Origin of the sequence: Comamonas sp. JNW, assembly GCF_003105075.1 — a bacterium.
In the GTDB taxonomy this organism is placed as follows: domain Bacteria; phylum Pseudomonadota; class Gammaproteobacteria; order Burkholderiales; family Burkholderiaceae_C; genus Comamonas; species Comamonas squillarum.
The window spans coordinates 269999-294063 of record NZ_QETI01000003.1 but is presented as its reverse complement, the minus strand read 5'-3'; the positions used below and the strand labels follow the sequence as shown (position 1 = coordinate 294063).

Here is a 24065-nt window from a genome sequence, read left to right as displayed (position 1 = left end):
CTCGAGGACTGGACGTGGCCGTGTGAATGCGCCTTCAATGCATATGCAGCAAGTTCACGCTTTGCGCGAAGATTCATATCTATCTAGCATCGACAACTCACAACCCAGGCCCTCTGCCCCTTCTCCTCTCGCCTAACACCCCAATCACCTGAGCGACACCCCCACCCCTCCCCCGTACCAACCCGCTTGAGCCCTCCGCCGTTATTCGCTAATATTTACTTGCCGACCGGTAAATTACTAGTATTCAACCAGGAGACCCTGCATGGCCTACAACACGCTCATCGTCGATATCAAGGACAAGATTGCCGTTGTCACCCTCAACCGCCCGCCCGTCAACGCGCAGAACAAGGAGTTCCGCAACGAGATCATGGAACTGTTTGACGAGCTGTCTGACCGCGACGATGTGGCCTGCATCGTGCTCACGGGCACGGGCAAGGTGTTCTCGGCCGGTGCCGACATTCGCGAGCGCCCTAACCTGGCCGGTGAGCCCGGCGCCTATGGCCGCCACAACCGCCTGGTGCGCGAGTCGAACAACGCGATCATGGAATGCTCCAAGCCCATCATTGCGGCGATCAACGGGCCGGCGCTGGGGGCCGGCTTTGGGCTGGTGATGGCTTCGGACATCTGGGTGGCTTCGGAAGACGCTTATTTCTCGATGCCTGAAATCAATGTGGGCCTGGCGGGGGGCGTGACCTTCTTGCAGCGCTACTTCAGCCAGTCGCGTGCGCGCCGCATGTTCTTTACCGGTATGAAGGTGTCGGCGCAAGAGATGTACCGCCTGGGCCTGATCGAGGCCTGCCTGCCCGCCGACCAGCTGATGCCTTATGCGATGGAGATGGCGCGCGAGATTGCCTCCAAGAGCCCCATCGCCTTGCGCCTGGCCAAGGAAGCTGCGCGCATGACCTTGCTGATGCCCACGCGTGATGCCTACCGCTATGAGCAAGGCAACACCGTCGCGCTGTCCAAGACGGAAGACACACGCGAGGCGCAGCAGGCGTTTTTGGAAAAGCGCGAGCCGGTCTACAAGGGCCGCTGAGACCAGCCGGGTACCGCTAAGAACCGTTTACACAGGCCTTGATACGCTTTTGGCTAGCAGGCCGCGCCCTGCCTTGTCGGGGGCGGCGAGCCTTCATCGCAAACCTTCAGTTTGCCGGGGCCTGTTAGCGGCTCTCAATCCCACGTGCCGAGAATCATCGATGGCTGCCGCTGCCCCAGGGCTATAAACCCGGTCAGTGCAGCCTTAAGGATCCTCTGCAAAACTCCCTGCCGTGGTCTGAACGCGGACTCGGGCGATCCGCGTCCATCCCGCTTGGCGAGGGTTTTGCAGAGGATCCTCAACGGCCGCCAAATAGCGTCGGGCTGGGCCCGATGGATGGATGATTTTCGTTGAACTATGATGGTGCCACCGCCCAGAAGCCACAAGCCGCCGGGTGCGGATCGACCGTCTCCCGGCCGATATCAGGGCAAACAAATTTTGGTGACTATGCAAAAAAACACGACGAAACCCTCCGACGCCCCCGAAGAAGGCAGCAGCACGCGCATGCGTGTGGAAGACCGGAAAGAGCAACTGATAGAGATAGCGGTCCGGCTGTTTGCCAGCAAGGGCTTTGACGGTACCTCGCTGCGCGACATTGCCGAAGAAGCCCAGATCACCAAGGCGGCGCTCTACTACCACTTCCCCAACAAGGATGCGCTCTACGAAAGCATCCTCGTCGATGGCATGCGCACCCTTGTCAACTACGTGTCTACAGCCATGGGCAAGGTGGCCAGCCCCGAGGGCAAGGTGCGCGAGTTCATGCTGTCCTCGGCCGACTATATGGACCGCAACCGCGACTCCTGGATCGCCGGCTCCAACATGTTCTGGTTTGGCGACAATGCCAAGCCCCGCACCGAGAACCTGGCCCTGCGCGACCAGTACGAAAAACTGCTGCGCGATGCAATCAAGCAAGCCGTGGACAGCGAGGTATTCCAGAAGGTGGACCCCACCATTGCCAGCCGCATGCTGCTGGCCGTGCTCAACCAGCTGCCCCGCTGGCATTCGCCCACCGGGCGGCTGAGCGCCCGCCAGGTGGTGCAGCAGTACATTGACATGATTTTCCAAGGGCTGCTGGCCAGCAATCCCGCTCGCTGAAGCTAGTACCCATCAACAAGGCCCAGGCGCTGCAAACGCCTGGGCCTTGTTGCTTTGGTCAGCCGTCAGAAGCTGTGGATGATGCCCACCCGGTAGGCATTGCTGTTGCCGTTGTTGGTAAAGCCCGCAGCGGTCACCGCACCGGTCAAGGTGTAGCCGGCGCCGTTCTTGTTCTTCACATAGCCATAGTCCGTGTACAAGGTGGTGCGCTTGGACATGGGGTACAGGTAGGCGACACCGTACTGGCGCGCATCGTGGTTCAGCGGGCCGGTGTCGTTCAGGTCGATGGCGTTGAGCAGCAAGGTGCCTGGGCCCAGCTTGACGGAGGCGCCGATCGAGAAGCTGCGGTCGTCCTGGCCCTCGTAATAGCCCACGGAGGGGAAGCCGGCCAGTTGGCCGCTGTTGTCCAGGCCGGTGTTCACCGTGGGCGTGATGGCGGCGCCGGGGTTCTTGAAGGTCGCAAACGAGCCAAACAGCTTGAAGGCCTTGAAGTCATAGGCCAGCGCCGAGTTGAAATAGCGCGTCGCCGAGCCATCCGTGGGGTTGGTCATGCGCGTGGCCGATACGGCTGCGCTCCAGGCGTCGTTCTTGTAGAACAGCGCCAGCGTGTACTGGTGGGCACGGTGCTCGATGTCGATGCTCTGGCGCGTGTACTCGCTGATGGTGTAGGCCGCCTTGCCGATAAAGCCGCCGATCGACGGGCTTTGGTAGAGGATGTTGTTGTTCTGCCGGCCGGGCGAGGGCTGGATACCCTGCAGGTTGCCGCCGCCGCCCAGGCCAAAGGGGTCACCGACGGCCTGCACCTCGGTCGGCAGTGATGCCAAGGTACGGCCCATGCGCAGCTCGCCAAAGTTGCCGGTCAGGCTGATCAGCGAGCCCCGGCCAAAGGCCTTGGCGCCAAAGCCCTGGTTTTGCTGCTGCGCGCCGTTGGAGGTGTTGATGCCCATCTCCAGCTGGAAGTTGGCCCGCAGGCCGCCGCCCAGGTCCTCGCTGCCCTTGAAGCCCAGGCGCGAGCCCATCATGTGGCCGCTCTCCAGCTTGGTGGCGCGCTGGCCCTGCATCGATACGCTGGCCACGCTGCTGTCGATCAGGCCATAGACCTGTACCGAGCTGCTGCCGCCCGAGGCCAGCCCCCCGGCTGGCGAGGTGATCTGCTTGAGCTCCTGGGTCTGCGCGGTTTGCGCCGCCACTCCCCCGGCCGCCGTAGTCGCGATGAGTGCTGCGAGCAGCGGATGAAGTCTGGGCTTGTTGGCTTTCATGGTTTGTCTCCTGGTGTACTTTTGGAAAGACGTGGTCGGGCCTGGCCCCATGCACGACCACGGTGAAAACGCTTTGCTGTTTTTTTAAGACCGAGCAGATCCCCACCGCCCTAAGCCGTGCTATGCAGTGCTAGGCAGCGCAGTGAGAAAGAGAGTCCCTGCAGTCAAACGCAGGGGCAGAAGGGGCGGACGCGATCCGCCAGATGGAGCGCGGTGAGCGGCGCAGCTATGGGCTAGCGGGCATGGCCACCTCGCGCATCAACGCGTACCAGGGGTCGTCAGGCGCCCTGGCGCCTAGGGGCAGGCGCCGGCCAAAGCGCGTGGCTTCGTCCTGCGTGGGCGCGGCCCAGATGTCCTGCCAGTCGTAAACCACCACGCGCTTGGCCACCCGCCATTCGCGCTCGGCGGTGGCCGTGGCGCGGCAGGTGAACAGATCCACATAGCGGCCGCACAAGAAGGTGGCGCGCGGCGCGCCAGCGGCATCGCTGTCCGTCTGGTAGGCCAGAAAATACGCCTCCACCGCAGCGGCATCGCCGTTCAGGTGGATGGACAGGTTGGCGATGTTGTGGATATAGCGCCCCTTGGCCAGCTGGGGCAGCGCCGCCTGGATAAAGCCTTCCGCACTGCCCTGGTAGGCGCCATGGCGGTCGGTGGCATCGGGCCAGTAGGCGGCACGCAGCGCCGCTTCGTCGCCCCGGTCAATGCCCCGGCAATACAAATAGAGTGCTTCGCGGATCGCCTCGCGGTCGCAGAGCGCCTGGAGCCGCGCCTCCAGCTGCGCCAGCCTTGCTTCGCTGCTCATGGCTGGGCCCCCTGCTGCGTCTGCGCGCGCAGCTCGATCACCGCATCCAGGCACATGGCGCCCTGGGTGCGCACCATCAGCGGGTTGATGTCCACGCTCTGGATGCTGTCAGCATGCTGCATCGCAAACTCCGACAGCCGGCACAGCGCCTGCACCAGCGCGGCCTCGTCATACTGCGGGCCGCCGCGCCAGCGGCGCAGCAGCTGGCTGGAGCGCACGGCATCGACCAGGGCCTGGGCGCGTGCTGCCGTGAGTGGTGCCGAGGCCAGCGCCACATCCTGGAACAGCTCCACCGCCGTGCCGCCGCTGCCATACATCACCATCTGGCCAAAGGTCGGGTCGCGGTGCAGGCCCAGGATCACCTCCACACCACCGCTCAGCATCGGGGCGATCAGCACGCCGTCCAGCCGGGCATCGAGCCGCGCTGTGCGGGCGCGGTCCATCAAGGTCGCAAAGGCGCGTTCGACGGCAGCAGCATCCTGCAGGTTGAGCATGACGCCGCCGACCTCGGTCTTGTGCGCGATATCGGGCGAGACGATCTTGGCCACCACCGGGAAACCCACCTGCGCTGCGGCAGCAGCAGCTTGCGCGGCACTGCTGCACAGGTGCTCGGGCGGCACCGGCAGGCCGGCGGCCGCCAGCGCGCGCTTGGCGCCGCTTTCGGTATGCACGTCGTCCAGCGCCAAGACTGTTGCGGCGGGCTGCGCGCTGCCGGGCAGCTGGTACAGCGCCTGCCAGCGCTGGCGGATCTTGGCCAGGCCGGCAACGGCGCGCACGGCGCGGGTCGGGTCCTCAAACACGGCCACGCCCTGCTTTTCCAGCGCGCTGCGCACCTGGGGCAAGGCCAGCATCACCAGGATGGTCAGGCGCTCGCGGTGCTGCGCGGCCAGTTCCGCAATCTCTTGCTGGGTGCTGACAAAGCGCTCGGGCGACAGGCCCACATGGGCCAGGTAGCCCAACACTGCGCCATAGCGCGTGTACTCCAGCATCACCCCCAGGGTGCGCGCGGTGCCACTGGCCACCGAGGTGACCTGGGCCGTCATGTCCAGCGGGTTGGCGGCCACCGCAAAAGGCAGCAGCGCCAGGGTGGCCTCGCGTGCAGGGGCGGGTAAGGGCGGCAGCTCCATGCCCTGTGCGCCTGCCTCGTCGGCCATCAGCACGCCGATGCCGCCCGAGCCGGTGAACACGCCCAGCTCGTCATTGGCCGGCAGCACGCCGCTGACGGTGTAGAGGTAGGCAATGTCGAGCATCTCCTCAATGGACTCGGGCCGCAGGGCGCCGCATTCGCGGAACACCGTGTCGTAGACCTTGTCGTTGCCGGCCAGCGAGCCGGTGTGGGTGGAGGCGGCAGCGGCACCCAGCTCGGTGCGCCCTACCTTCATGATCAGCACCGGCTTGCCGGCGCGGGCTGCCTTGAGCAAGGCGCGGCGCAGGCGGTTGCCGTCGCGGCAGGATTCAACGGCCGCGCAGATGATGCGGGTGCCCGGGTCATCGGCCAGGTAGTCGATGCTCTCGGCCACATCGACATCGGCCTCATTGCCGGTGGCGATGATCTTGCTGAAGCCCAGGCCGCGCAAGGTGGCCAGGCCATAGGCGGCCGAGCCAAAGGCGCCGCTTTGCGTGGCCAGCGAGATGGAGCCGGGCTGGGGCTGGGCGCCATTGAGAAAGGTGGAGAAGGTCGAGAAAAAGCGCGCCGGCACATTCAGCATGCCCAGCGAGTTGGGGCCCAGCATGCGCACACCTGCAGCGCGGCACAGGCCGACAATGCGGTCCTGCAGCGCGCGGCCGGCTGCATCAATCTCGGCAAAGCCGGCCGTCATCACCTGGATGGCCTTAACGCCCTTGGCAATGGCATCGCGCACGGCCTCTTCCACCCCGGCCACCGGCACGCAGATGATGGCCTGGTCGACCGGGAACGGGATATCCGACACCTTTTGGTAGGACTGCAGGCCCTGGATCAGCGCGCCGCTGCGGTTGACCGGGTAGATGGGCGCGGCAAAGCCGGCTTCGAGCATGAAGCGCAGCGGCCGGCCGCCAATGCGCTCAGGATCGGACGAGGCGCCGACCAAGGCCACCGAGTGGGGGTGGAACAAGGCGTCGAGGGACGAAGATGCGTGGCTCATGGCGGGTCCTCTCAGGCGCGGGCGGCGGCGGGTGCGGATTCAGCGGCGACTTCAGCCGCGATCTCGGCAGCCATGTCGGCTGCGAGGCTATCGAGCTGCTCGTAGCGGTCGCCCCACTGCAGGCTGCAGCCAATCGCATGCATGGCCAGGCGGGCGGCAGGCAGCTCGCGCGACATGCCAATGCCGCCGTGCAGCTGGATCGCCGACTCGCCCACCTGGCGGGCCGCGATCGACAGGTAGTGCTTGAGCAGTGCCACGGCATGCGCATCGCTGTCGCCCTGGTCAAAGGCCACGACACGCTCGCGCACCATGCCGCGCACGCTCTCATAGGCCACATACATGTCCACCGTGCGGTGGCGCAGTGCCTGGAAGGTGGCAAGCTGCACGCCAAACTGCTGGCGCGTGTTCAGGTACTCGATGGTCTGCTCGACCATCGCGCCAATGGCGCCAACGATCTGCGCGCAGCAGACCAGCGCGCCCACGGTATTGGCGCGCTCGGCAGAGGCGACGGCCGCCCGGCCCCGTTGCAGCACGGCGCTGGCGGGCAGGCGCGTGGCCTTCAGGCTCAGGTCGGCGGTCAACCGGCCATCGTGGCCAGCCCAGCTTTGCAGGCTGCCGCCCAGCTGATCGCGGCTGGCCAGCAGCAGCAAGGCTTCGCCAGCAGCGCTGCGGGCCAGGAAGAGCAGATGGCTGGCCGGCTCGCTCAGGTCAATGCCGCGCAGGCTGCCCTGCAGTTGCACGCCTTCGGCATCCACCATCGCCGTCAGGCTGCAGCTGCCGTCATGCGCAAACACGGGGGCGATGGAGACTTCGCCGGCGGCCAGCAGCCCCAGCATCTGGGCCACATCGTCGCGGCCGGGGATGGCGCCCAGCACCGCGGGCACCACGGCGCAGCGTGCGACCAGCGGCGTGGTCAGGCCATAGCGGCCAGCGGCCTCTGCGATGGAGGCCACATCGGCAAAGGTCGAGCCCGCGCCGCCACTGGCCTCGGGCACCAGCACGGCTTGCCAGCCGAGCTCCAGAAACTGCTGCCAGCTGTCGCTGGCCTGGTCGCAGGCCTGGGCCTCAGTCAGCGTGGCATTAACCGCGGTAGCGTCTTCTGCCACCCGCAGCGTCGTGTCGTACAGGTCGCCCGGAAACATGGGAGAGGCTTGAAAAGGCATGGGTCAGGCTCCAAAGATATCGCGTGCAATCACGTTTTTTTGTACTTCGCTGGTACCGCCGGCCAAGGTGCGTGAGCGGTAGAAGAGGTAGGTGTGGATCAGCTCGCGCTTGAGCTCCACATCGGCGGGGCTGTCCTCGGGCAGGCTCGGAATCAGGCGCGCCGCGTAGTCGGGGCTCATGTCAAAGGCGATGCCGATGATCTGCTGGGCCAGGTCGGAGCAGAACAGCTTGAGTGCCGAGGATTTGGACGAGGCCAGCGTGCCCTGCATCTCTTCGTCGATGGCGCTGATCAGCATCTCCTTGGCGCCGGCCACAGCGGCTTGGGCCAGGAACAAGCGCTCCAGCAGCATGTGCTGGCTGGCGCCTTGTTGCGTACGGCCGCGCTCGCGCAGCGGCTGCTCGATCTGCTCCAGCAGGCGCACCAGGCGCGGCACAGTGGCGGGCGACAGGCGCTCGCGGTCGAGCAGGAACTTGGCGCAGGCCCAGCCGCCGCCCTCCTCGCCAATCAGGTTGGCAACAGGCACGCGCACATCGCGCAAGAACACCTCGTTGACATGGTGCCAGTGGTCAATCGTCGGGATGGGGCGCACCTCGATGCCGGGCGCGTCCATCGGCACCAGCAGCAAGGAGATGCCGGCCTGCTTCTTGCCCTCCTTGGAGGTACGCACGAGGGTGTACATCATGTCGGCCTCCTGCGCATGGGAGGTCCAGATCTTCTGGCCGTTGATGACATAGTCATCGCCATCGCGCACCGCTGCCGTGCGCAGCGAGGCCAGGTCGGAGCCGGCGCCGGGCTCGGAATAGCCCTGGCACCACCATTCGCTGCCGTCCACAATGCGCGGCAGGTAGCGCTCCTTTTGCGCGGGCGTGCCAAAGTGCATGATCACCGGGCCGATGTGGCCGATGCCATGGTGGTAGAGCGGCGGGCAGTCTTCCTGCGCCATCACTTCTTCAAACAAATAGCGCTGCTGCATGTCCCAGCCGGTGCCGCCCCACTCGATCGGCCAGTTGGGGGCGCTCCAGCCCTTGCGCTGCAGGATCTTGGCCCACTCGCTCATCTCGGCGCGGCCCAGCTTCTCGTTGGCGCGGACCTTGGCTTTCAGCGCGGGCGGGCAATGCTGCTGCGCAAAGTCGCGCAGGGATTGTCGAAAGTCGGCATAGGGATCGGTGGTTGCTGTCATGTTTCCGGGTTCAAGGTCAAATCAAACGACAAGGGGCGGGCAAGGGCTGGGTGCCCCCTGCCCTCATTCCTGGGTAATGTGTTTTTCTCGGATCACGGCGGCCCAGCGCGGGCGCTGGGCATCCAGGTAGGCGGTGAAGTCTTCGGGGCCGAGCAGGTGCAGCTCGCCGCCGGGGCGGGTCACGCCCTCGGCCACGGCGGGCACTTCCACCACGGCGCGCAGATCGCGGTAGATGCGCTGCTGCAAAGCTGCGGGCACCTTGGCAGGCATGAAGAAGCCAAAGAAGCTGCTGCAGCTGTAGGGCTTGAGCTCGGGCGCGGACGACTGGGAGAACGGCGTCAGCGGCAGCGCGCTGCGCACGGCTTTGTCGCTGGCCACACCCAGCACCTTCATGCGCCCGGCCTGCACATAGCTGACCGAGCTGGGCGCATCCAGCAAGGCCGCTACCTCGCCGGCCATCAAGGCATTCAAGGCCGGGGCATTGCCCCGGTAGGGCGCGTGGATGATGTGCGCGCCGACGGCCGAGGCCAGCATCTCGGCACAGATATGCGGGCTGGAGCCCACGCCGGATGAGGCAAAGGCCACCTTGCCATCGTTGGCGCGCATATAGCTGGCGAACTCGGCTAGGTTGTTGGCGGGCACCTGCTTGCCCACATAGAGCACGCTGGGCGACTCGGAGACCATCATCAACGGCTTGAGATCCTGCGGGTCATAGGGCAGGCGGGGCATCATCAGCGGGTTGGTCAAGTAACCCAGGCTGCTCAGCAGCAGGGTATGGCCATCGGCCGGGGCCCGGGCAACCAGGGCCGTGCCAATGGTGGTGCCACCGCCGGGCCGGTTGTCGATCACCACCGGCTTGCCCCATTTCTCGGCCAGCACCGGCGCAATGGCGCGGGCCACCTGGTCGGTAAAGCCGCCGGCCGCATAGGGCACGACGATGGTGACCTGCTTGTCAGGGAACTCCGCCGCCTGTACCACGGCCCCGGCCCAGGCACCGATGAGCACGCCCCAGGTGGCGGCCCGCTTGAATTTTTGAGAGATAGACACGGCAGGTCTCCATCACAAAATACGTTGTTGCTACTAGCTGGCCAGCAGGCGCCTAACGCGCGGCAACGGCCTGGGGCAAGCGGCTTAGCGCCGCCTGGTCCTGCCAGGCTTTTTGCGGCAGCGAAGCCATCATGGTGTGGGCCAGCCCGCCATCGACCACCAGCTCGGCGCCGTTGACGTACGCAGCCGCATCGCTCAGCAAGAAGCTGACGGCACCGGCAATATCGCCCGGCTCACCGATGCGGCGCAGCGGCACGCGCTGCTCGCGCTGGGCCTTGGCTGCCGGATCGGCATAGGCCAGCGCGGTACCGGGCGTGGCGATCAAGCCGGGCGAGAGCGCATTGATGCGTACACCCAGCGGCCCCCACTCGGTCGCCAGCTGGCGCACCAGCATCAGCGCCGCTGCCTTGCTGGCGCTGTAGGCGCCCAGTGGTGGTGTGGCATGGCTGGCCGATACCGAGGTGATGACCACGATGCTGCCGCCACTGGCGCGCAGCGGCGCCAGCGCCGCCTGGGCCAGCAGCAACGGCGCCCGCGCACTGAGCGCAAAGGTCCGGTCCCAGTCGGCGACTGGGTAGTCGCTCAAGGCCCCAGGAAATGCCGCGCCGGCATTGCTGACCAGGCCATCGAGCCCGCCCCAGTGCTGCACGGCAGCGGCCACTGCCTGGGCGGCAAAGTCCAGCCCCGACAGATCACCCGCCAGCACCTGGACCTGGGCGCCCAGGGCTTGCAGCTCGGCGGCCACGGCATCCAGCTCGGCCGCATGCTGGTCCAGCAGGGTCAGCTGCGCCCTAGCACCTTGGTCATGGGCGTCTTGGGCCAGCCGCAGCGCAATGGCGCGGCCAATGCCGCGTGCGGCACCGGTGACGAGAGTGCGGCCCATCACTGCCCCTTGAGCAGGTCGCAGGCGCTTTCGGAGGCGGGACGCCAGGCCTCTTCAGGCGCGATGGTGCCGATGATCTTGTAGTAGTCGAACTTGGCCTTGGACTCCGCCGGCGTCTTGACCTGCACCGCATAGAGCGGGCGCAGCACCTGGCCATCGGCCCGCACCTTGACCTGCTTGGAGAAGAAGTCGTTGACCGGCAGCTCGCGGATCTTGGCCGCCACGGCCTTGCCCTCGTCGGTGCCAGCGGCCTGCACCGCCTGCAGGTAGTGCATGGTGGCGCTGTAGGCGCCGGCCATCAGATAGGTGGGCGCGCCGTTGTTGTAGCGCGCCATGAAGCGCTTTGACCAGGCCCGGGTCTCGTCGTTCTGGTCCCAGTAGAAGGGCAGCGCCAGCTGCAGGCCTTGGGCCACATCCAGGCCCATGGCGGTGACGCTGTTGATCGTCATGCCAAACACCGCCACCTTCTGGCCGCCCCGCGCAATGCGGTACTCGGCCGCTTGCTTGAGCGCGTTGGACAGGTCCAGCCCGGCGTTGATGATGACAATCGCCTCGGCACCGCTGGCCTGCGCCTGCAGCAGGTAGGACGAGAAATCGGCCGTGCCCAGCGGATGGCGCGTGACCCCGGTCACCTTGGCGCCGCCCTCTTTGATAAAGCGCGTGGCCTCATCCAGGTAGGCCTGGCCAAAGGCATAGTCCACCGCGATGAAGTAGAAGCTCTTGACGCCCTGCTTCAGCAGCGCCTTCACCCCTGCCTTGGGCATCGCGTAGGAGTCGGCGACAAAGTTGAAATTCATCGGCGAGCAGGCCTTGTTGGTCAGGTCGGCCGTCGTGGTGCCTGCGATCAGGTAGGGCTTGCTGCGCTCCTTCATCAGCTGGGCCACCGTCAGCGCAATCGACGAGGCAGAGTTGCCGACGATCGTGTCGAACTTCTCCACATCCAGCCAGCGGCGGGTGATGCTCAGGCCGATGTCGGGCTTGTTCTGGTCGTCGGCCACCACCACCTCGATGGGCTTGCCCAGCACCTTGCCACCAAAGTCCTCGACCGCCATCTTGACGGCCAGCGCATGGCCGGGACCGCCGTTGCCCGAGTAAGGGCCCGTCTGGTCCCCCATCACACCGATGCGGACCACGTCATCACTGACCTGGGCCCAGGAAGCGGACGGTGCGGCCATGGCCGCCAATAACGACAAAAGCAATGCATGCGGGCGTACAGATTTCACGTTGTCTCCTTGATCAGCTCTTTTTTGCGATGAACCGTGTCTTTGGCCGGCCGTCCAGATCTTGGCGTTGGACTACATACCTGCCGACAGGTAAATAGTACAAACAAAAGCTTGAAAGGCTTTCAGTGCTAACCCTTGGTCGCTGGGAGACGTGTGTTTTGCCTGGGTGGATGTGGCTTCGGAGACCGATGCACCGGCTGTGCTGGCTGACGTGAAAGGCCTGAGACAATGCCGGAGTTGCCCTGCTCTCAGCGGTAGTTGCGCACGCCAAAGCAAGCATGGCCCAAAAGAAAACGCCTCGGCTTTGGACAAGCAGAGGCGCAAAGGCGCCTATAAGGCGCCGCTGGGGGAGGCCGTGACAAGCGTCGCCTGGCGCGACCACTTGCCGATTCTCACAACAACAGCTGCAAGCGCCCTATTCCCAAGCGCTTGTGGCCAGACCGGGTCAGGAAGCCAGGGCCCGCATCTCCGCAATCAGGTCGGACTTGCCTTCAAAGCCGATGCCCGGCAGCGCTGGCAGGGTGACATAGCCGTTGTCCACCTTCACGCCATCAGGGAAGCCGCCATAGGGCTGGAACAGGTCCGGGTAGCTCTCGTTGCCGCCCAGGCCCAGGCCTGCGGCGATGGCCAGCGACATCTGGTGGCCGCCGTGGGGAATGCAGCGGCTGGGCGACCAGGCGTATTCCTTGAGCATGTCCAAGGTGCGCAGGTATTCCACCAAGCCATAGCTCAGCGCGCAGTCAAACTGCAGCCAGTCGCGGTCCTGGTGCATGCCGCCGTGGCGGATCAGGTTGCGGGCATCCTGCATCGAGAACAGGTTCTCGCCCGTGGCCATGGGGCCTTTGTAGACTTCGCCCAGCTTGGCCTGCAGTTCGAAGTCCAGCGGATCACCGGCCTCTTCGTACCAGAACAGCGGGTACTGCGACAGCGCCTTGCCGTAGTCGATGGCGGTCTGCAGGTCAAAGCGGCCATTGGCATCCACCGCCAATTGCTGGCCCGGGCCCAGGATTTTCAGCACCGATTCAATGCGCTCGCAGTCCTCGGCCAGGGTAGCGCCGCCAATCTTCATCTTGACCACCGAGTAGCCGCGCGCCAGGTAGCTTTCCATTTCGCGCTGAAGTGCCTCCAGGCCCTTGCCGGGGTAGTAGTAGCCGCCGGCGGCATAGACAAACACGCGCGGGTTGGCTGTGCCGTTGCCATAGCGTTCGGCCAGCAGCTGGAACAAGGGTTTGCCGGCGATCTTGGCCGTGGCATCCCAGACAGCCATGTCGATGGTGCCCACCGCCACCGAGCGCTCGCCATGGCCGCCGGGTTTTTCATTGATCATCATGCGGGCCCAGACCTTGTGCGGGTCCAGGTTCTCGCCGGTCTCGTCCAGCAGGCTGCCGGGCTCGGCCTCCAGCACGCGCGGGATAAAGCGGTCGCGCATCAGCGCGCCCTGGCCGTAGCGGCCGTTGGAGTTGAAGCCATAGCCAATGACGGGCTTGCCATCGCGGATGACATCGGTAACCACGGCCACCAGGCTCAAGGTCATCTTGGAGAAGTCGATGTAGGCGTTGCGGATGTCCGACTTGATGGGACGGGTGGATTCGAGGATGTTGACGATCTTCATGGTGGTCATCGGTTGTGAAAATGAGGGGATGAAATATCAGCGGGCCAGTGACGAGCCACCACAGATGGCGATGTCCTGCCCGGTAATGGCGGCAGCCGCCGGAGACAGAAGAAAGCCCACCAGGGCGGCGATCTCGGCCGGCTCGATCAAGCGGCCCATGGGTGGCAGGCGCGGCGCACTGCCGGCGCGGGCCGGGTCGTTCAACATGCCAGTCGCTGTGGCTGCGGGCGAGACCACATTCAGCGTCACGCCCTGCGCAGCCACCTCGGCCGCCCAGCTGCGCGCCAGCGCGATCAAGGCCGCCTTGGTGGCGGCGTACTGGCCGCGCCCTGCCATGCCCTGCGCCACCCGGCTGCCGATAAACACCACCCGGCCCTGGCCGCGCTGCGCCATGCCGGGCACGATGGCATCGGCCAGGCGCGTGGCGGCATCCACATGCAGGCGCCACATCAGCGCGCCGCCGTCATGGTCGAGCTGGCCCAGCGCGCCCACGCGCAGCACGCCGGCGGCATGCACCAGCGCATCCACAGCGGGCAAGGCCGCAGCGGTGCGCGCAATGGCGGCGCCGTCCGTCAGATCAACCGGCACATGCGCATAGCCGCCATGCACGATGGTGGCCTGCGCCACATCGAGCCCCGTGACGCGCCAGCCCGCCGCCAGCAGCGCATCGGCAATAGCGCAGCCGATGCCGATGCTCGCTCCGGTTACGACGACATGGCCCAGCTCAGTCTGCACGGATGCCTCCTTCGCTCACGATCTTTTGCGCACGGTCCATCTCGCTGCGCTGGAATTTCACAAAGTCCTCGGCGCTACCGGGCGTGGGCAGCAGGCCTTGTTCCTTGAGCTTGGGCGCCATATCGACCAGGGCCTTGTTCACCTCGGCGTTGAGGCGCTGCACCAGCGCGGGCGCAGTCTTGGCAGGCGCCCAGAGGCCATACCAGCTGTAGAACGCATAGCCGGGAATGGTCTCGGCCACGGTAGGCACATCCGGAAGGCTAGGCACGCGCTCGGCCGAGGTAACGGCCACCACCCGCAGCATGCCGCCCTTGTGGTACTGGAGGGATCCCAGGATCGGGTCGATAAAGCCATCGATCTGGCCGCCGATCAGGTCCTGGAACGCCGGCGCCGTGCCCTTGTACGGAACGATCAGGTAGTCCAGGCCGCCCGCGCGCTTGAGCAGTTCGGTAGACAGATGCCCGGCCGAGCCCAGCGACCCCACGGCAAAGGTCATCTTGCCGGGGTGGGCCTTGCCGTAGGCGATGAGCGACTTGATATCGGTCACCGGCAGGTTCTTGTTGATGGCCACCGACAGCGGGGCCTTGGCCACCAGCGCAATCGGCACAAAGTCCTGCGTGACGTTGTAGGGCACGGACTTGAGCGTCAGCGGCGCCGTGACATGCGTGGAAGCACTGAACAGCAAGGTGTAGCCATCGGCCGGCGCGCGGGCCACCGTCTCACCGCCGATCACGCCGCTGGCACCGGGCTTGTTCTCGATGACAAAGGGCTGGCCCAGCTGGTCGGCGAGCTTCTGGCCCAGCATACGGCCCACCGCATCGAGCGTGCCGCCCGGCGGAAAGGGAATCACGACGCGCACCGGCTTGGCCGGGTAGGTCTGCGCAAAGCCGCTGGCGGCCATGGCCAAGGCGGCAGCGCCAATGGCGCTGCGCAAGGCGGTACGGATGAATGCTTGGCGTTGCATGGTGTCTTGTCTCCTGTCGGTTTTTTTCTAGAGCGTGTTGACGATCTCTACGCAGCCGCGTTGGCGTGCAATCGAGATGAGTTCGAAGCGGTGGTTCGCAGCTTGCACCGAGGTGCAAGCAAGAGCCAACGCTAAGAAATCGCCTGATTTCACGTCAACCCGTAGGGACAGTGACTTTGGGGACATCCCGTCTTGAGGTGCACGCATCACTTCATTCCGCAAGGACACTGTCGAGGCGCGAGGAGATCGTCAACACGTTCTTCGGGACCCCAGGGCGCAGGGGCTCATAATCCCCTGCCCCGCTTCAACGGCTGTTTAGCGCTTGAGCAGCCCGGCTTGCTTGACGGCCGCGCGCAGTGCCTCCACTTCCTTGGCATTGGGCGCTTCGGTCGGTGGGCGCACGGTGGCGTCGTCGATCACGCCGGCCAGATACATGCCGCCCTTCATGCGGGCATGGGCCTCGCCGGTGGGTTCGCCACCGCCATACACGGCATCCTTGAGCGGGGTGATGATGGCCTGCACTTCCATCGCCTTCTTCAGGTCGCCTGCCTTCACCGCATTCCACAGGTCGATGATCAGCTGCGGAATAAACGTCGCAAAGCCCACCAGCGCGCCGTCCACGCCCTGCACCATCGAGGCGAGCAGGTACTCGTCGTGGCAGGTCAGGATGGCCTTGGAGGCATCGGCCTCGCGGATCGCCTGGATGTCGCGGGCATATTTGTTCATGTCGCGCTGGCCCACCTTGAAGGCCTGCAGGTACGGCAGCCTGGCCAGGTCGGCCAGCAGTTGCGACGAGTAGGAGGCACGCGTCCAGGCCGGGTAGACATGGCAGACCAGGTCGGCATGGGGGGCGGCTTTGTGGATGGCATCGAAATACTGCAGCGCATGGCCGGAGGTGAAGCCAAAGCGCAGCCAGTGGTGCGGGGGCATGACATCCAGCGCCACGGCACCGGCTTCCACCGCAGCGCGGGCATGTTCGGCCGCATCGGCCAGGCCTTCGCAGACGATGGACGAGATCACCGGCATGCGGCCCTTGAGCTCGTCGGCCACAATGCGCGTCACCTCAGCGCGCTCGGCCGGGGTCAGCGAGAACACCTCGCCGGTATGGCCGTTGGTCATGATTGCCACCACGCCATCGTGGCCGGCCAGCCAGGAGGCAAGCTTGCGCAGTGCGGGCTCGTCGATACGGTGGTCCGGGGTGAAAGGGCAAGAGATGGCGGGAATAATTCCACGATAATTCGCGATGGCAGGCATGTTTTTGTCTCCGTTAGGGGTGCGGGTGGTCAACGGTGTTCATCATTTCGCAGGCTGCCTCTGCTGTCCAATACCCGAAACGCATACAACTATCTACGAGCCAGGCAGGCTCCAAGGAAACCCATGGGACCCGGCAACCGCCCGCTCGATCTGGAGTGGCTCGAAGACTTCATGGCACTGGCCGATACCGGCAACTTCTCGCGCGCAGCCGAGGCCCGCGCCATCGCCCAGCCCGCCTTTAGCCGCCATATCCGCTCGCTGGAAGACTGGGTCGGCGTGGAGCTGTTTGACCGCAGCGCCCACCCCGCCGCGCTCACCCCCGCCGGCCAGCGCTTTCTGCCGCTGCTGCAAAACGTGCTGGCCAACCTGGAGGCCGCCCGCATCAAGGCCCGCGCCGCGCACGACACAGCGGCCGCCAGCCTGCGCTTTGCCGCCACCCATGTGCTGTCGCTCACTTTCTTTCCGCGCTGGCTGGTGGGCATGGAAGCGCAGCTGCGCATGGGCCCGATCCAAACGATGAGCGACAGCTCACTCGCCTGCGAAGACCTGATGCTGCAGCGGCGCGTGCAGTTTGTGCTGTGCCACGGCCATGCCGCCGTGCCCGGCCGCCTGGACGAAGGCCAGTACCCCGTGCTGCGCCTGTCCGACGACCTGCTGCGCCCGGTCAGCGCCGCCGCCCCCGATGCCCCCGGCCAGCCGCTGCACCGCATCGGCCAGGACAGCGCTGTGCCCGTTCTCGCCTACAGCGAAGCCTCGGGCCTGGGCCGCATCATGCGATCGCGCATGCGCGGCATGTTTGCCGATGGCGCAGACGCCGTGCACGCTGGCCAGCCCGGTATGGCGCAAGGCGTCGCCGTCGTCTTTACCGCCCACCACGCGGCCTTACTCAAAACCATGGCCCTGGAAGGCCGAGGCGTCGCCTGGCTGCCCCACAGCCTTATCACCGAAGAGCTGCGCAGCGGCAGCCTGGTGCCCGCTGGCGACGACCGCTGGAACGTACCGGTGGAGATCCGCCTGTACCGCCAACGGTCGGAGATGGCGCCTGCGGCGGAGGCGCTGTGGGCGCTGGTGCAGGGGCAGCAGACTGGGGGAGCGGATGGGAAGCAGGTCGGCTGACTAGCAATAGAACTGCAGGCATGCAGCGAATATCGCGCTGGACGACCTTTTTACGTGGAACGAGGCTTGAACGAATGCCTTCTACCGAGCACTCAAACGGTGCTCTTTCCAAAGCGCTGCAGCCAGCGATTGAAGGATACGGACAACACACTCTGGTTCGCATCCAGGATCGTGCATTTATCGATTTTTTTCAGCTTGACGCCGTTGGTGGTGGCACCCGTGATTTTTTCCAGCTGCGCCTCTAGCTTGTAGCTGACGCAGTAATCGCCAGGCAATGCTCTTGCGCCTGCGGCTAGTTGGCCCACCATGGCCTCAATGAGCCGATTCATCGCCAGCTCCGCAATTTTCATGGCGGCGGCTTGGGATTCGGGTGGCAGTTCGGCCAGCGCGGCAAAGGGCTCGCTGTTTACTTTTCCAAATTTGGTGCGGTAATCCTCGTCCTCGACCAGAGCAGCCAGCGTGGAGAGAATATCGTTGCGCGATTGGAATAGCGCACAGCCAAAAATATCGGCATGGTTTTGGAGCCGATTTTCTGCATCGGCCACCAGCTGATCACCCGAGACGGGATAGGCTGGGATGCGACCCATACGAAAAGGCTTTATCGAGCGATCAGGAAAGGTTTGATCCATAGAAGTGTTCCAATTTTCTAGCGCATGTGCGCGATAGAAACCGGCGTTTTAACGTCAGACGCCTGGATACTACATCCTCTACTGAACAAGGCATTCGAGCATTCTGTGCTCGTCGTACACTGCCAGCCTCTGCCTTTTAACGAGCTTTGTCCAAGCCAATGACAGCGCCCATGTTCCCTGACAGCATCGACACCCCCATCCAAACACCCCGCCTGAGCTTGCGCCTTGCCGGCCCCGGCGATGGCAAGGCTGTGTATGCAGCGGTCGTAGAAAGCCTGGCCAGCCTGCGCGCCTGGCCCACCTCGCTGCCCTGGGCACTGTATGAGCCGTCGGTATCGGCGTCCGAAGACTTCTGCCTCGCCAGCATGCGTGATCGCGAAAACGGCACTGGCCTGGCCTTTCTGGTGTGGGACCAGGAACAACGGTTGATTGGCAGCGTGGGCCTGCACACGATCCGCTGGGACATTCCCAGCATGGAAATTGGCTTTTGGATGCGCAGTGGCGTGCACCGAAACGGATTTGCGAAAGAGGCGGTCACGGCAGTGCTGCACTTGGCATTCACGCAATTGAAAGCGCGGCGGGTATTTGCGCGCACCGATGAAGATAATGCTGGCAGCCGTGCGACCTGCGCCAGTGCGGGGATGCTATTGGAGGGGGTGATGAAAAACGAGCGCATTACGCCATCAGGGCAGTTGAAGAATGGCTGTGTCTATGCCTCTACACGGTAGCCGGCGAGTGCCGTAATGGGCCGGCGGCGGGATGGGCAGATTGGCTGCTGCGGGCTGTCAACCTCGCCTAGGTGCCATGCGCCCACGGCCATGTCTGCAGCAGACCGAGGGTCTTCCACTCCACCACAACCCTGGTGTGCAATTACTCGGGCTTGCCCTTCATCCCCAACAATTCGCTCGCACTGATGATGGCCTGGGCGATATCTTCGACGGATACGCGCTTTTTCATGGCCTGCTCGCGCAGCATTTCGTAGGCGCGGTCTTCACTGACCTGGTGGGTGGCAATGAGGATGGCTTTGGCGTCGGTCACACGGCGTTGGCCCAGCAGCTTGTTTTGCAGTTTGTGCACATGTTGCTGCATCTGCCGGTGCTCCTTGTGCATCTGGCGCGCGACAACCAAGGTGGAGAGCAGGCCAAAGGAGCGTATGGGCGAAGGCAGGATGGCCTGCGCCTTGAGCTCCAGCACGGCAGACACAATGGTGGGGTTTTCATAGTTCACCACCGCCACCAGCGCAGGCGCCTGCTCACCGCTCGCCCACGCCATGAGCAGGTGCAGAAAATCAGGGCGTACCGCCAACAGGACGATATCCGGGTCGTCCGGCAATTGCTGCACCGGTGGCCAGACGCTGCGCACCTGGCAGCCAATGCGCTGGAGCTGCTGGGCCAGCAGCAACCCATCGGCATCCTCGGGGTGCATCAGGATGATTTTGAGTTGGCGCAGCTCCTTGAGGTGCTGCGAGGTGGCGCGGGGCTGCTGCGGGTTCACGCTCAGACCTCGATCTTGGCCGTCCAGTCGCCCAAGGAATGGGTGACCAGATAGGGATCCGGCGATACGGCGCGTTTGGCCTCGCGCAATATGGTGAACTCCCCTTGCGCATTGGCCCGCCCAATGCGGGGGTAGACCCAGGTGTGGTGGTTGCCGGGATCGATGCGCACACGCCCCTGAGGCGCATCAAACTCGCTGCCCAGCAGGTAAGGCAGCAGCTCGCTGATGGTGTCGCTGCCCGAGCGGCGGAAGGCATTGGCAAACATATGCAGCTGAAAATAGGAGGCTTCCCAGCACAGATTGGGGCGGCAGTCATCGCCGAACAGCCTCTTGAGGTGGGCCAGGCAGCGCTGGTTGGCGGCAGATTGGATCGACTGAAAATATGGTGCCGAGGTGATGTGGCCGGCTGCGATGTCAAAGCCCATTTGCCCGATCTCGGCCTCCGAGGTGGTGAGGCTGCAGATGGGCATTTCTTTGGTGTTGAAGCCGGCATCGGCATAGGCGCGGTAGAGCTGGGCGGTGGAGTCTCCGACCACCGTGGAAAAAATAAAATCAGGGCGCTTCTGGCGGATATCTTCCATGACGGTTTGGTAGTCGTGCTCGGTGGCCGCCAGTGGCAGGTAGCGCTCGCCGAGGATTTCGCCCTCGGGGTGCTGCAGCACCAACTCGCGCAGTATGCGGTTGGATTCATAGGGGTAGATGTAGTCGGAGCCGATGAGGTACACGCGCGCACCAAAGCTGCTGGTCATGAAATCGGCCAGCTGCACGCTGTTCTGGTTAGGGGCCGCGCCGGTGTAGATGATGTTCGCTGAGAACTCGAAGCCTTCGTAGAGCGTGGGGTAGAACAAAAGCTTGTTCCATTTCTCGACCACGGGCAGCACTGCCTTGCGGCTGCTGGACATATAGCAGCCAAAGATGGTGTTGACGTGGTCGTGCATGATCAGCTGCTCGGCCAGGCGCGCGTACTCGGCAGGGTTGGACGCGGGGTCATAGCGCACGGCCACCAGCTCACGCCCGAGCACGCCGCCGGCGTTGTTGATTTCGTCGATGGCCAGCAAGCTGCCCTGCAGTTGCGACTGGCCAATGATGGACGTGGTGCCCGTTTCCGAAAAGAGAATGCCGACACGCAAGGGATCATTGTTTGCCAAAACCTGTCTCCTGGTCTATCCGCTCCAATGCTTGGGGCACTGGAGCGGATGCGGGGTAAATGCATAAAAGCATAAAGCGTGCCAGCCAGCTTAGCGCAGCAGCAGGCGCTGGCCGGTCTCATCGGTGCAGGGCTGGGCAGTGCCCTGCACATCTAGCGCCCGGCGGCCAGGCGCGCGCCCATCCTGGTCAAGCGCGGCAGCAGCTGCACGGCCTCATCCGCGATGTCGTAGCCTCGCCAGCCGAAGATCTGGCGCACATAGGCATCGGCCTGTGCATCGACGGCCAGACAGCAAACGCGCACCCCTGCGCGTTTGGCCTCCTGAACGGCATGCCGCGCATCTTCGATCAGGTATCGCTTGTCGTGCACATCGATGTCGTGCGGAGCGCCATCGGTGACCACCAGCAAGCTGCGCTGCCCATCGGGCTCGTTGCGCAGCAGGCTGCTGGCATGGCGCAGGGCCGCGCCCATGCGCGTCGAATAGCGCCCGCGCAGGGCGTGGACCATGGCTTCCGTGGCGCGGCTGCGTGCCTGGCCAAAATCAAGCAAGCGGTAGTAGTTGACTTCGGCACGGGTGTTGGACGAGAACGCATGGATGGCCAGACGCTCGGCGCTGCGCAAGCACGCCTCGGCCAGCATCAGCGCGGCTTGCTTCTCCAATGCCAGCAGGCTCCGGCCCTGCGGGCCGATGTCGTTGACCGATTCAGAGATGTCCAGCAGCACCAACATGCTGGCGGGGCGTGGGCCCTGGCCGCTGCGCATGAAAATGCGCGGGTCGGGGCGTAGCTGCATACGCATGTCCACCTGCACGTCGATGGCCGCATTGAGGTCCAGCACATCGCCCTCCCACTGGCGGCGAAGCCGATGGCGCCGGTCAAGCACGCGGGGATGGGGCAACGCCAGACTGTCGACCCTGGTGGCACTGGACAGGCGCGCACTGCTGATCTCGCTCAGGCCCTGCCACGCGGGGAGTTTTTCGACCACCTGGCACCAATCGGCCTTCATGTGCTCGCTCCTGTAGTCCCATTCGGGATAGTGAAAGCGGGCGATCTCCAATTCTTCGGCCGCCTGGGGCGTTTGCGCCGGCTTGGGCGGCTGTTGCGCATTTCCGATAGGCGCCGGTGGCCGTTGCGCGGCCGTCTGGGGCAGCTGCAAGGCCTCGTCCTGGTTGTCTTGCGACTGGGGATGTTCCCAGAGGTAGCTGTTGTCATCCCGGTAGAGCGTGGGCCCGGCATAGTGCTGTGGGTCCATGCGCACCCGCATCTGGCCGAGGTCATTGGCGAGGATGGAGGCGATGGCGCGGAATGCCGCATAGTCTTCAAGCCCATGCTTTTGCACCGTGCCTTCAAAGAGCTCCTGCGCCTTGTTGACCCAGTGGTTGCCGCTGTGGCTGTCCGCCAGCAGCAAGATCCGGTCAAGCCGGGCCATAAAGGCGACAAAGCCCAGGTTTTCCGCCTCGGGCTCGGGCGCGATGTGTGCCTGGAACCAAGGGCCTACGCCGGGGTAGTCGCGCAGCAACAGGCGCTCTGCGCGGGCATCTTCTATCGCCGAGACCAGCACCATGCCCATGGGCTTCAAGGCCTGGCTGGGCTGGCGTGCGGGTGAATGCAGCAGATGCGCCGCAGCGTGCGCCACCATGGCGGTGTGCCGGTGGGCACGCTCGGCCTCGGGCAAATCATGCAGCGGCGGTAGCATCAAGCGTGCAGCGCTCGATGCAGCTCCACCATCTGCAGCAAGCAAGATGGCACGCTGCGCGGAGGCAGGCGGGGCCGCTGCGCCCCCCAGAAGCCCCCCCGCCTCCTGATGCGGTCTGGCAACCTGCAACGGATGGACTTGCACCTGCGTCAACGCCAGACAGGATGCCAGCCTGGTCAGGCGCTCAAAAGCCGGTGTGTCGTCGTCGATCCAGGTGGGGGCGGAGCGCTCGCTGTACAGAGGCGCGGATGATGGTGCCATGGCGGTGTGCGTCCTAGTTACCAAATTTGGCTTGCACGAGTTTCTTCAGCGCCTCGGTGGTGTCGGGGTCATCCGTCAAGGCCTGCGTGATCGTCATGTCGCAACTGTCGGCGGGCGATACGCCATCGCGTATCAGCAAGCCGGCGTAGATGAGCATGCGGGTGGAGGCGCCTTCATCGATGCCATGGTGCTTGAGCGCGCGCGTGCTGTGGGCCAGCGCAACCAGACGCTCGGCCAGCGCAGGCTCTATGCCCGCTTCGTGCGCGACGATGTCGGACTCGGTGGCGGCATCGGGGTAGTCAAACTCCAGCGCGGCAAAGCGCTGGCGCGTCGAGGGCTTCATGTCCTTGGCGCTGCTCTGGTAGCCGGGGTTGTACGAGACCACCAGTTGAAAATCCGGATGTGCATGCACGACTTCGCCTTTCTTGTCGAGGGGAAGCACGCGCCGCGCGTCGGTCAGCGGATGGATGACGACCGTCGTGTCCTGCCTGGCCTCCACCACCTCATCGAGGTAGCAGATGGCACCGTAGCGCACGGCCATGGTGAGAGGCCCGTCATGCCAGGCCGTGCCATCGGCGTCGAGCAGGTAGCGACCGACCAGGTCAGAGGCGGTCATGTCTTCGTTGCAGGCCAGGGTGATGAGCGGGCGCTGGAGCGCCCAGGCCATGCGCTCGACAAAGCGCGTCTTGCCGCAGCCCGTAGGGCCTTTCAGAATCAGCGGCATGCGGTGGCGGTAGGCCTGCTCGTACAGCGCGATCTCATTGCGGGCGGGCCGGTAAAACGGCTCTTTGGCCATGCGGTACTCGGCCAGCGGGTCATCGCCGCGGGCGGCATGCAGACGGTCTTTTGCATTCATCATGTTCACCATTTCCCCATCAACAACATCAAACCTGGAATCCAGCAGGTCACAATGCCCACCAGCACCGTGTAGGCCGCCAGAAAGCGCAGCTGCTTGCCGAGCCCCAGCGCAAGAAAGAAGAAAAACCACAGACTCGCCCAGACCAGCCACATGGCGATGACGCGGATATCACCGGCAGCGGCGGCAAAGGCCAGCGCACTGACCGCCACAAACAGGCAGTACCAACCCAGGCCCACGCCTTTGAGCGCCCACCACTGCACCACCGCCAGGTACAGGTAGGTGAATGCAAAAAGCAGGCCTCCTGCGGCAGCGAAATAACCAGCGTCCGTATCTGCACGAAGCATGCCCATGGCATTGAGGAACAAGGCCAGCAAACCCACGAGCAGATTGACAGGCGCAGAGTCCCGCGCGTCGATGCGGCCGCTCAGGCCCACACCGTTGACGATCAGCACCGCGCCAATGAAAAAAAGTGCAATACCCAGCATG

22 protein-coding genes are annotated in these 24065 nt (G+C 64.7%); 4 read left to right on the top strand and 18 right to left on the bottom strand.

Annotation, left to right across the window (positions count from 1 at the left end; translation table 11 throughout):
• Window positions 1-262 precede the first annotated feature (262 nt).
• Window positions 263-1036, top strand: coding sequence for an enoyl-CoA hydratase/isomerase family protein (locus tag DCO45_RS06960; RefSeq protein WP_021028139.1), 774 nt, complete (start codon window positions 263-265; stop codon window positions 1034-1036).
• Between the two features lie 447 nt (window positions 1037-1483).
• The gene (locus DCO45_RS06955) at window positions 1484-2131 is read left to right on the top strand and encodes a TetR/AcrR family transcriptional regulator (protein WP_243419285.1); all 648 of its coding nucleotides are present in this window, start codon (window positions 1484-1486) and stop codon (window positions 2129-2131) included.
• A gap of 65 nt (window positions 2132-2196) precedes the next feature.
• On the opposite strand, the gene DCO45_RS06950 is transcribed toward DCO45_RS06955, so the two are convergent.
• From DCO45_RS06950 to DCO45_RS06895, 12 genes are all read right to left on the bottom strand, one after another.
• The gene (locus tag DCO45_RS06950) at window positions 2197-3390 is read right to left on the bottom strand and encodes a porin (RefSeq protein ID WP_165841136.1); all 1194 of its coding nucleotides are present in this window, start codon (window positions 3388-3390) and stop codon (window positions 2197-2199) included.
• Window positions 3391-3616: 226 nt separating this feature from the next.
• On the bottom strand, window positions 3617-4192 hold the full coding sequence (locus DCO45_RS06945; RefSeq protein ID WP_116925124.1) for a nuclear transport factor 2 family protein: 576 nt from the start codon (window positions 4190-4192) through the stop codon (window positions 3617-3619).
• The gene (locus tag DCO45_RS06940) at window positions 4189-6315 is read right to left on the bottom strand and encodes an acetate--CoA ligase family protein (protein ID WP_116925123.1); all 2127 of its coding nucleotides are present in this window, start codon (window positions 6313-6315) and stop codon (window positions 4189-4191) included. Before DCO45_RS06940 ends, DCO45_RS06945 begins: the two co-directional genes overlap by 4 nt.
• A gap of 11 nt (window positions 6316-6326) precedes the next feature.
• Window positions 6327-7478 carry an acyl-CoA dehydrogenase family protein gene (locus tag DCO45_RS06935; protein ID WP_116925122.1) on the bottom strand — a complete coding sequence of 384 codons (1152 nt, stop codon included), beginning with the start codon at window positions 7476-7478 and terminating at the stop codon, window positions 6327-6329.
• Between the two features lie 3 nt (window positions 7479-7481).
• On the bottom strand, window positions 7482-8660 hold the full coding sequence (locus DCO45_RS06930) for an acyl-CoA dehydrogenase family protein (RefSeq protein WP_116925121.1): 1179 nt from the start codon (window positions 8658-8660) through the stop codon (window positions 7482-7484).
• Between the two features lie 63 nt (window positions 8661-8723).
• Window positions 8724-9707: a tripartite tricarboxylate transporter substrate-binding protein gene (locus tag DCO45_RS06925; RefSeq protein ID WP_116925120.1), complete on the bottom strand. Its 984-nt coding sequence runs from the start codon at window positions 9705-9707 to the stop codon at window positions 8724-8726.
• Between the two features lie 52 nt (window positions 9708-9759).
• A complete protein-coding gene (locus tag DCO45_RS06920) occupies window positions 9760-10590 on the bottom strand; it encodes an SDR family NAD(P)-dependent oxidoreductase (RefSeq protein ID WP_207788053.1) in 831 nt (276 codons plus the stop codon).
• Window positions 10590-11813, bottom strand: coding sequence for an ABC transporter substrate-binding protein (locus DCO45_RS06915; RefSeq protein ID WP_243419269.1), 1224 nt, complete (start codon window positions 11811-11813; stop codon window positions 10590-10592). Before DCO45_RS06915 ends, DCO45_RS06920 begins: the two co-directional genes overlap by 1 nt.
• A 445-nt stretch (window positions 11814-12258) precedes the next feature.
• Window positions 12259-13425 (bottom strand): mandelate racemase/muconate lactonizing enzyme family protein, encoded by a 1167-nt coding sequence (locus tag DCO45_RS06910; RefSeq protein WP_116925275.1) that lies wholly within the window; start codon window positions 13423-13425, stop codon window positions 12259-12261.
• A 36-nt stretch (window positions 13426-13461) separates the two neighbouring features.
• Window positions 13462-14160, bottom strand: a complete 699-nt coding sequence (locus tag DCO45_RS06905; protein WP_116925117.1) for an SDR family oxidoreductase — start codon at window positions 14158-14160, stop codon at window positions 13462-13464.
• Window positions 14150-15124 (bottom strand): tripartite tricarboxylate transporter substrate binding protein, encoded by a 975-nt coding sequence (locus tag DCO45_RS06900; RefSeq protein WP_116925116.1) that lies wholly within the window; start codon window positions 15122-15124, stop codon window positions 14150-14152. Before DCO45_RS06900 ends, DCO45_RS06905 begins: the two co-directional genes overlap by 11 nt.
• A 315-nt stretch (window positions 15125-15439) precedes the next feature.
• On the bottom strand, window positions 15440-16378 hold the full coding sequence (locus DCO45_RS06895) for a dihydrodipicolinate synthase family protein (protein WP_116925274.1): 939 nt from the start codon (window positions 16376-16378) through the stop codon (window positions 15440-15442).
• A 123-nt stretch (window positions 16379-16501) separates the two neighbouring features.
• Here DCO45_RS06895 and DCO45_RS06890 point away from each other — a divergent pair, with 123 nt between their 5' ends.
• Window positions 16502-17494 carry a LysR family transcriptional regulator gene (locus tag DCO45_RS06890; RefSeq protein ID WP_116925115.1) on the top strand — a complete coding sequence of 331 codons (993 nt, stop codon included), beginning with the start codon at window positions 16502-16504 and terminating at the stop codon, window positions 17492-17494.
• 92 nt (window positions 17495-17586) lie between these two features.
• On the opposite strand, the gene DCO45_RS06885 is transcribed toward DCO45_RS06890, so the two are convergent.
• Window positions 17587-18123, bottom strand: coding sequence for a hypothetical protein (locus DCO45_RS06885; protein WP_133248081.1), 537 nt, complete (start codon window positions 18121-18123; stop codon window positions 17587-17589).
• 170 nt (window positions 18124-18293) lie between these two features.
• Here DCO45_RS06885 and DCO45_RS06880 point away from each other — a divergent pair, with 170 nt between their 5' ends.
• Window positions 18294-18851 carry a GNAT family N-acetyltransferase gene (locus DCO45_RS06880; protein ID WP_165841135.1) on the top strand — a complete coding sequence of 186 codons (558 nt, stop codon included), beginning with the start codon at window positions 18294-18296 and terminating at the stop codon, window positions 18849-18851.
• Window positions 18852-18993: 142 nt separating this feature from the next.
• Here DCO45_RS06880 and DCO45_RS06875 read toward each other — a convergent pair whose 3' ends face one another.
• The 5 genes from DCO45_RS06875 to DCO45_RS06855 all read right to left on the bottom strand — a co-directional run bounded on the left by DCO45_RS06875 (window position 18994) and on the right by DCO45_RS06855 (window position 24064).
• The gene (locus DCO45_RS06875; protein WP_243419268.1) at window positions 18994-19617 is read right to left on the bottom strand and encodes an ANTAR domain-containing protein; all 624 of its coding nucleotides are present in this window, start codon (window positions 19615-19617) and stop codon (window positions 18994-18996) included.
• Between the two features lie 2 nt (window positions 19618-19619).
• Complete coding sequence (locus tag DCO45_RS06870) at window positions 19620-20765, bottom strand: transporter substrate-binding domain-containing protein (protein WP_116925112.1); 1146 nt, start codon at window positions 20763-20765, stop codon at window positions 19620-19622.
• 152 nt (window positions 20766-20917) lie between these two features.
• On the bottom strand, window positions 20918-22720 hold the full coding sequence (locus DCO45_RS06865; RefSeq protein WP_116925111.1) for a VWA domain-containing protein: 1803 nt from the start codon (window positions 22718-22720) through the stop codon (window positions 20918-20920).
• A gap of 13 nt (window positions 22721-22733) precedes the next feature.
• Window positions 22734-23576: a CbbQ/NirQ/NorQ/GpvN family protein gene (locus DCO45_RS06860; RefSeq protein WP_279324802.1), complete on the bottom strand. Its 843-nt coding sequence runs from the start codon at window positions 23574-23576 to the stop codon at window positions 22734-22736.
• A 5-nt stretch (window positions 23577-23581) separates the two neighbouring features.
• Window positions 23582-24064, bottom strand: a complete 483-nt coding sequence (locus DCO45_RS06855; protein WP_116925109.1) for an AmiS/UreI family transporter — start codon at window positions 24062-24064, stop codon at window positions 23582-23584.
• Window position 24065 lies beyond the last annotated feature (1 nt).

Coding starts and splice junctions, on each gene's coding strand:
- DCO45_RS06960 (WP_021028139.1), top strand. CDS start 263: ATGGCCTACAACACGCTCATCGTCGATATCAAGGACAAGATTGCCGTT.
- DCO45_RS06955 (WP_243419285.1), top strand. CDS start 1,484: ATGCAAAAAAACACGACGAAACCCTCCGACGCCCCCGAAGAAGGCAGC.
- DCO45_RS06950 (WP_165841136.1), bottom strand. CDS start 3,390: ATGAAAGCCAACAAGCCCAGACTTCATCCGCTGCTCGCAGCACTCATC.
- DCO45_RS06945 (WP_116925124.1), bottom strand. CDS start 4,192: ATGAGCAGCGAAGCAAGGCTGGCGCAGCTGGAGGCGCGGCTCCAGGCG.
- DCO45_RS06940 (WP_116925123.1), bottom strand. CDS start 6,315: ATGAGCCACGCATCTTCGTCCCTCGACGCCTTGTTCCACCCCCACTCG.
- DCO45_RS06935 (WP_116925122.1), bottom strand. CDS start 7,478: ATGCCTTTTCAAGCCTCTCCCATGTTTCCGGGCGACCTGTACGACACG.
- DCO45_RS06930 (WP_116925121.1), bottom strand. CDS start 8,660: ATGACAGCAACCACCGATCCCTATGCCGACTTTCGACAATCCCTGCGC.
- DCO45_RS06920 (WP_207788053.1), bottom strand. CDS start 10,590: ATGGGCCGCACTCTCGTCACCGGTGCCGCACGCGGCATTGGCCGCGCC.
- DCO45_RS06910 (WP_116925275.1), bottom strand. CDS start 13,425: ATGAAGATCGTCAACATCCTCGAATCCACCCGTCCCATCAAGTCGGAC.
- DCO45_RS06900 (WP_116925116.1), bottom strand. CDS start 15,124: ATGCAACGCCAAGCATTCATCCGTACCGCCTTGCGCAGCGCCATTGGC.
- DCO45_RS06895 (WP_116925274.1), bottom strand. CDS start 16,378: ATGCCTGCCATCGCGAATTATCGTGGAATTATTCCCGCCATCTCTTGC.
- DCO45_RS06890 (WP_116925115.1), top strand. CDS start 16,502: ATGGGACCCGGCAACCGCCCGCTCGATCTGGAGTGGCTCGAAGACTTC.
- DCO45_RS06885 (WP_133248081.1), bottom strand. CDS start 18,123: ATGGATCAAACCTTTCCTGATCGCTCGATAAAGCCTTTTCGTATGGGT.
- DCO45_RS06880 (WP_165841135.1), top strand. CDS start 18,294: ATGTTCCCTGACAGCATCGACACCCCCATCCAAACACCCCGCCTGAGC.
- DCO45_RS06865 (WP_116925111.1), bottom strand. CDS start 22,720: ATGGCACCATCATCCGCGCCTCTGTACAGCGAGCGCTCCGCCCCCACC.
- DCO45_RS06860 (WP_279324802.1), bottom strand. CDS start 23,576: ATGAATGCAAAAGACCGTCTGCATGCCGCCCGCGGCGATGACCCGCTG.
- DCO45_RS06855 (WP_116925109.1), bottom strand. CDS start 24,064: ATGCTGGGTATTGCACTTTTTTTCATTGGCGCGGTGCTGATCGTCAAC.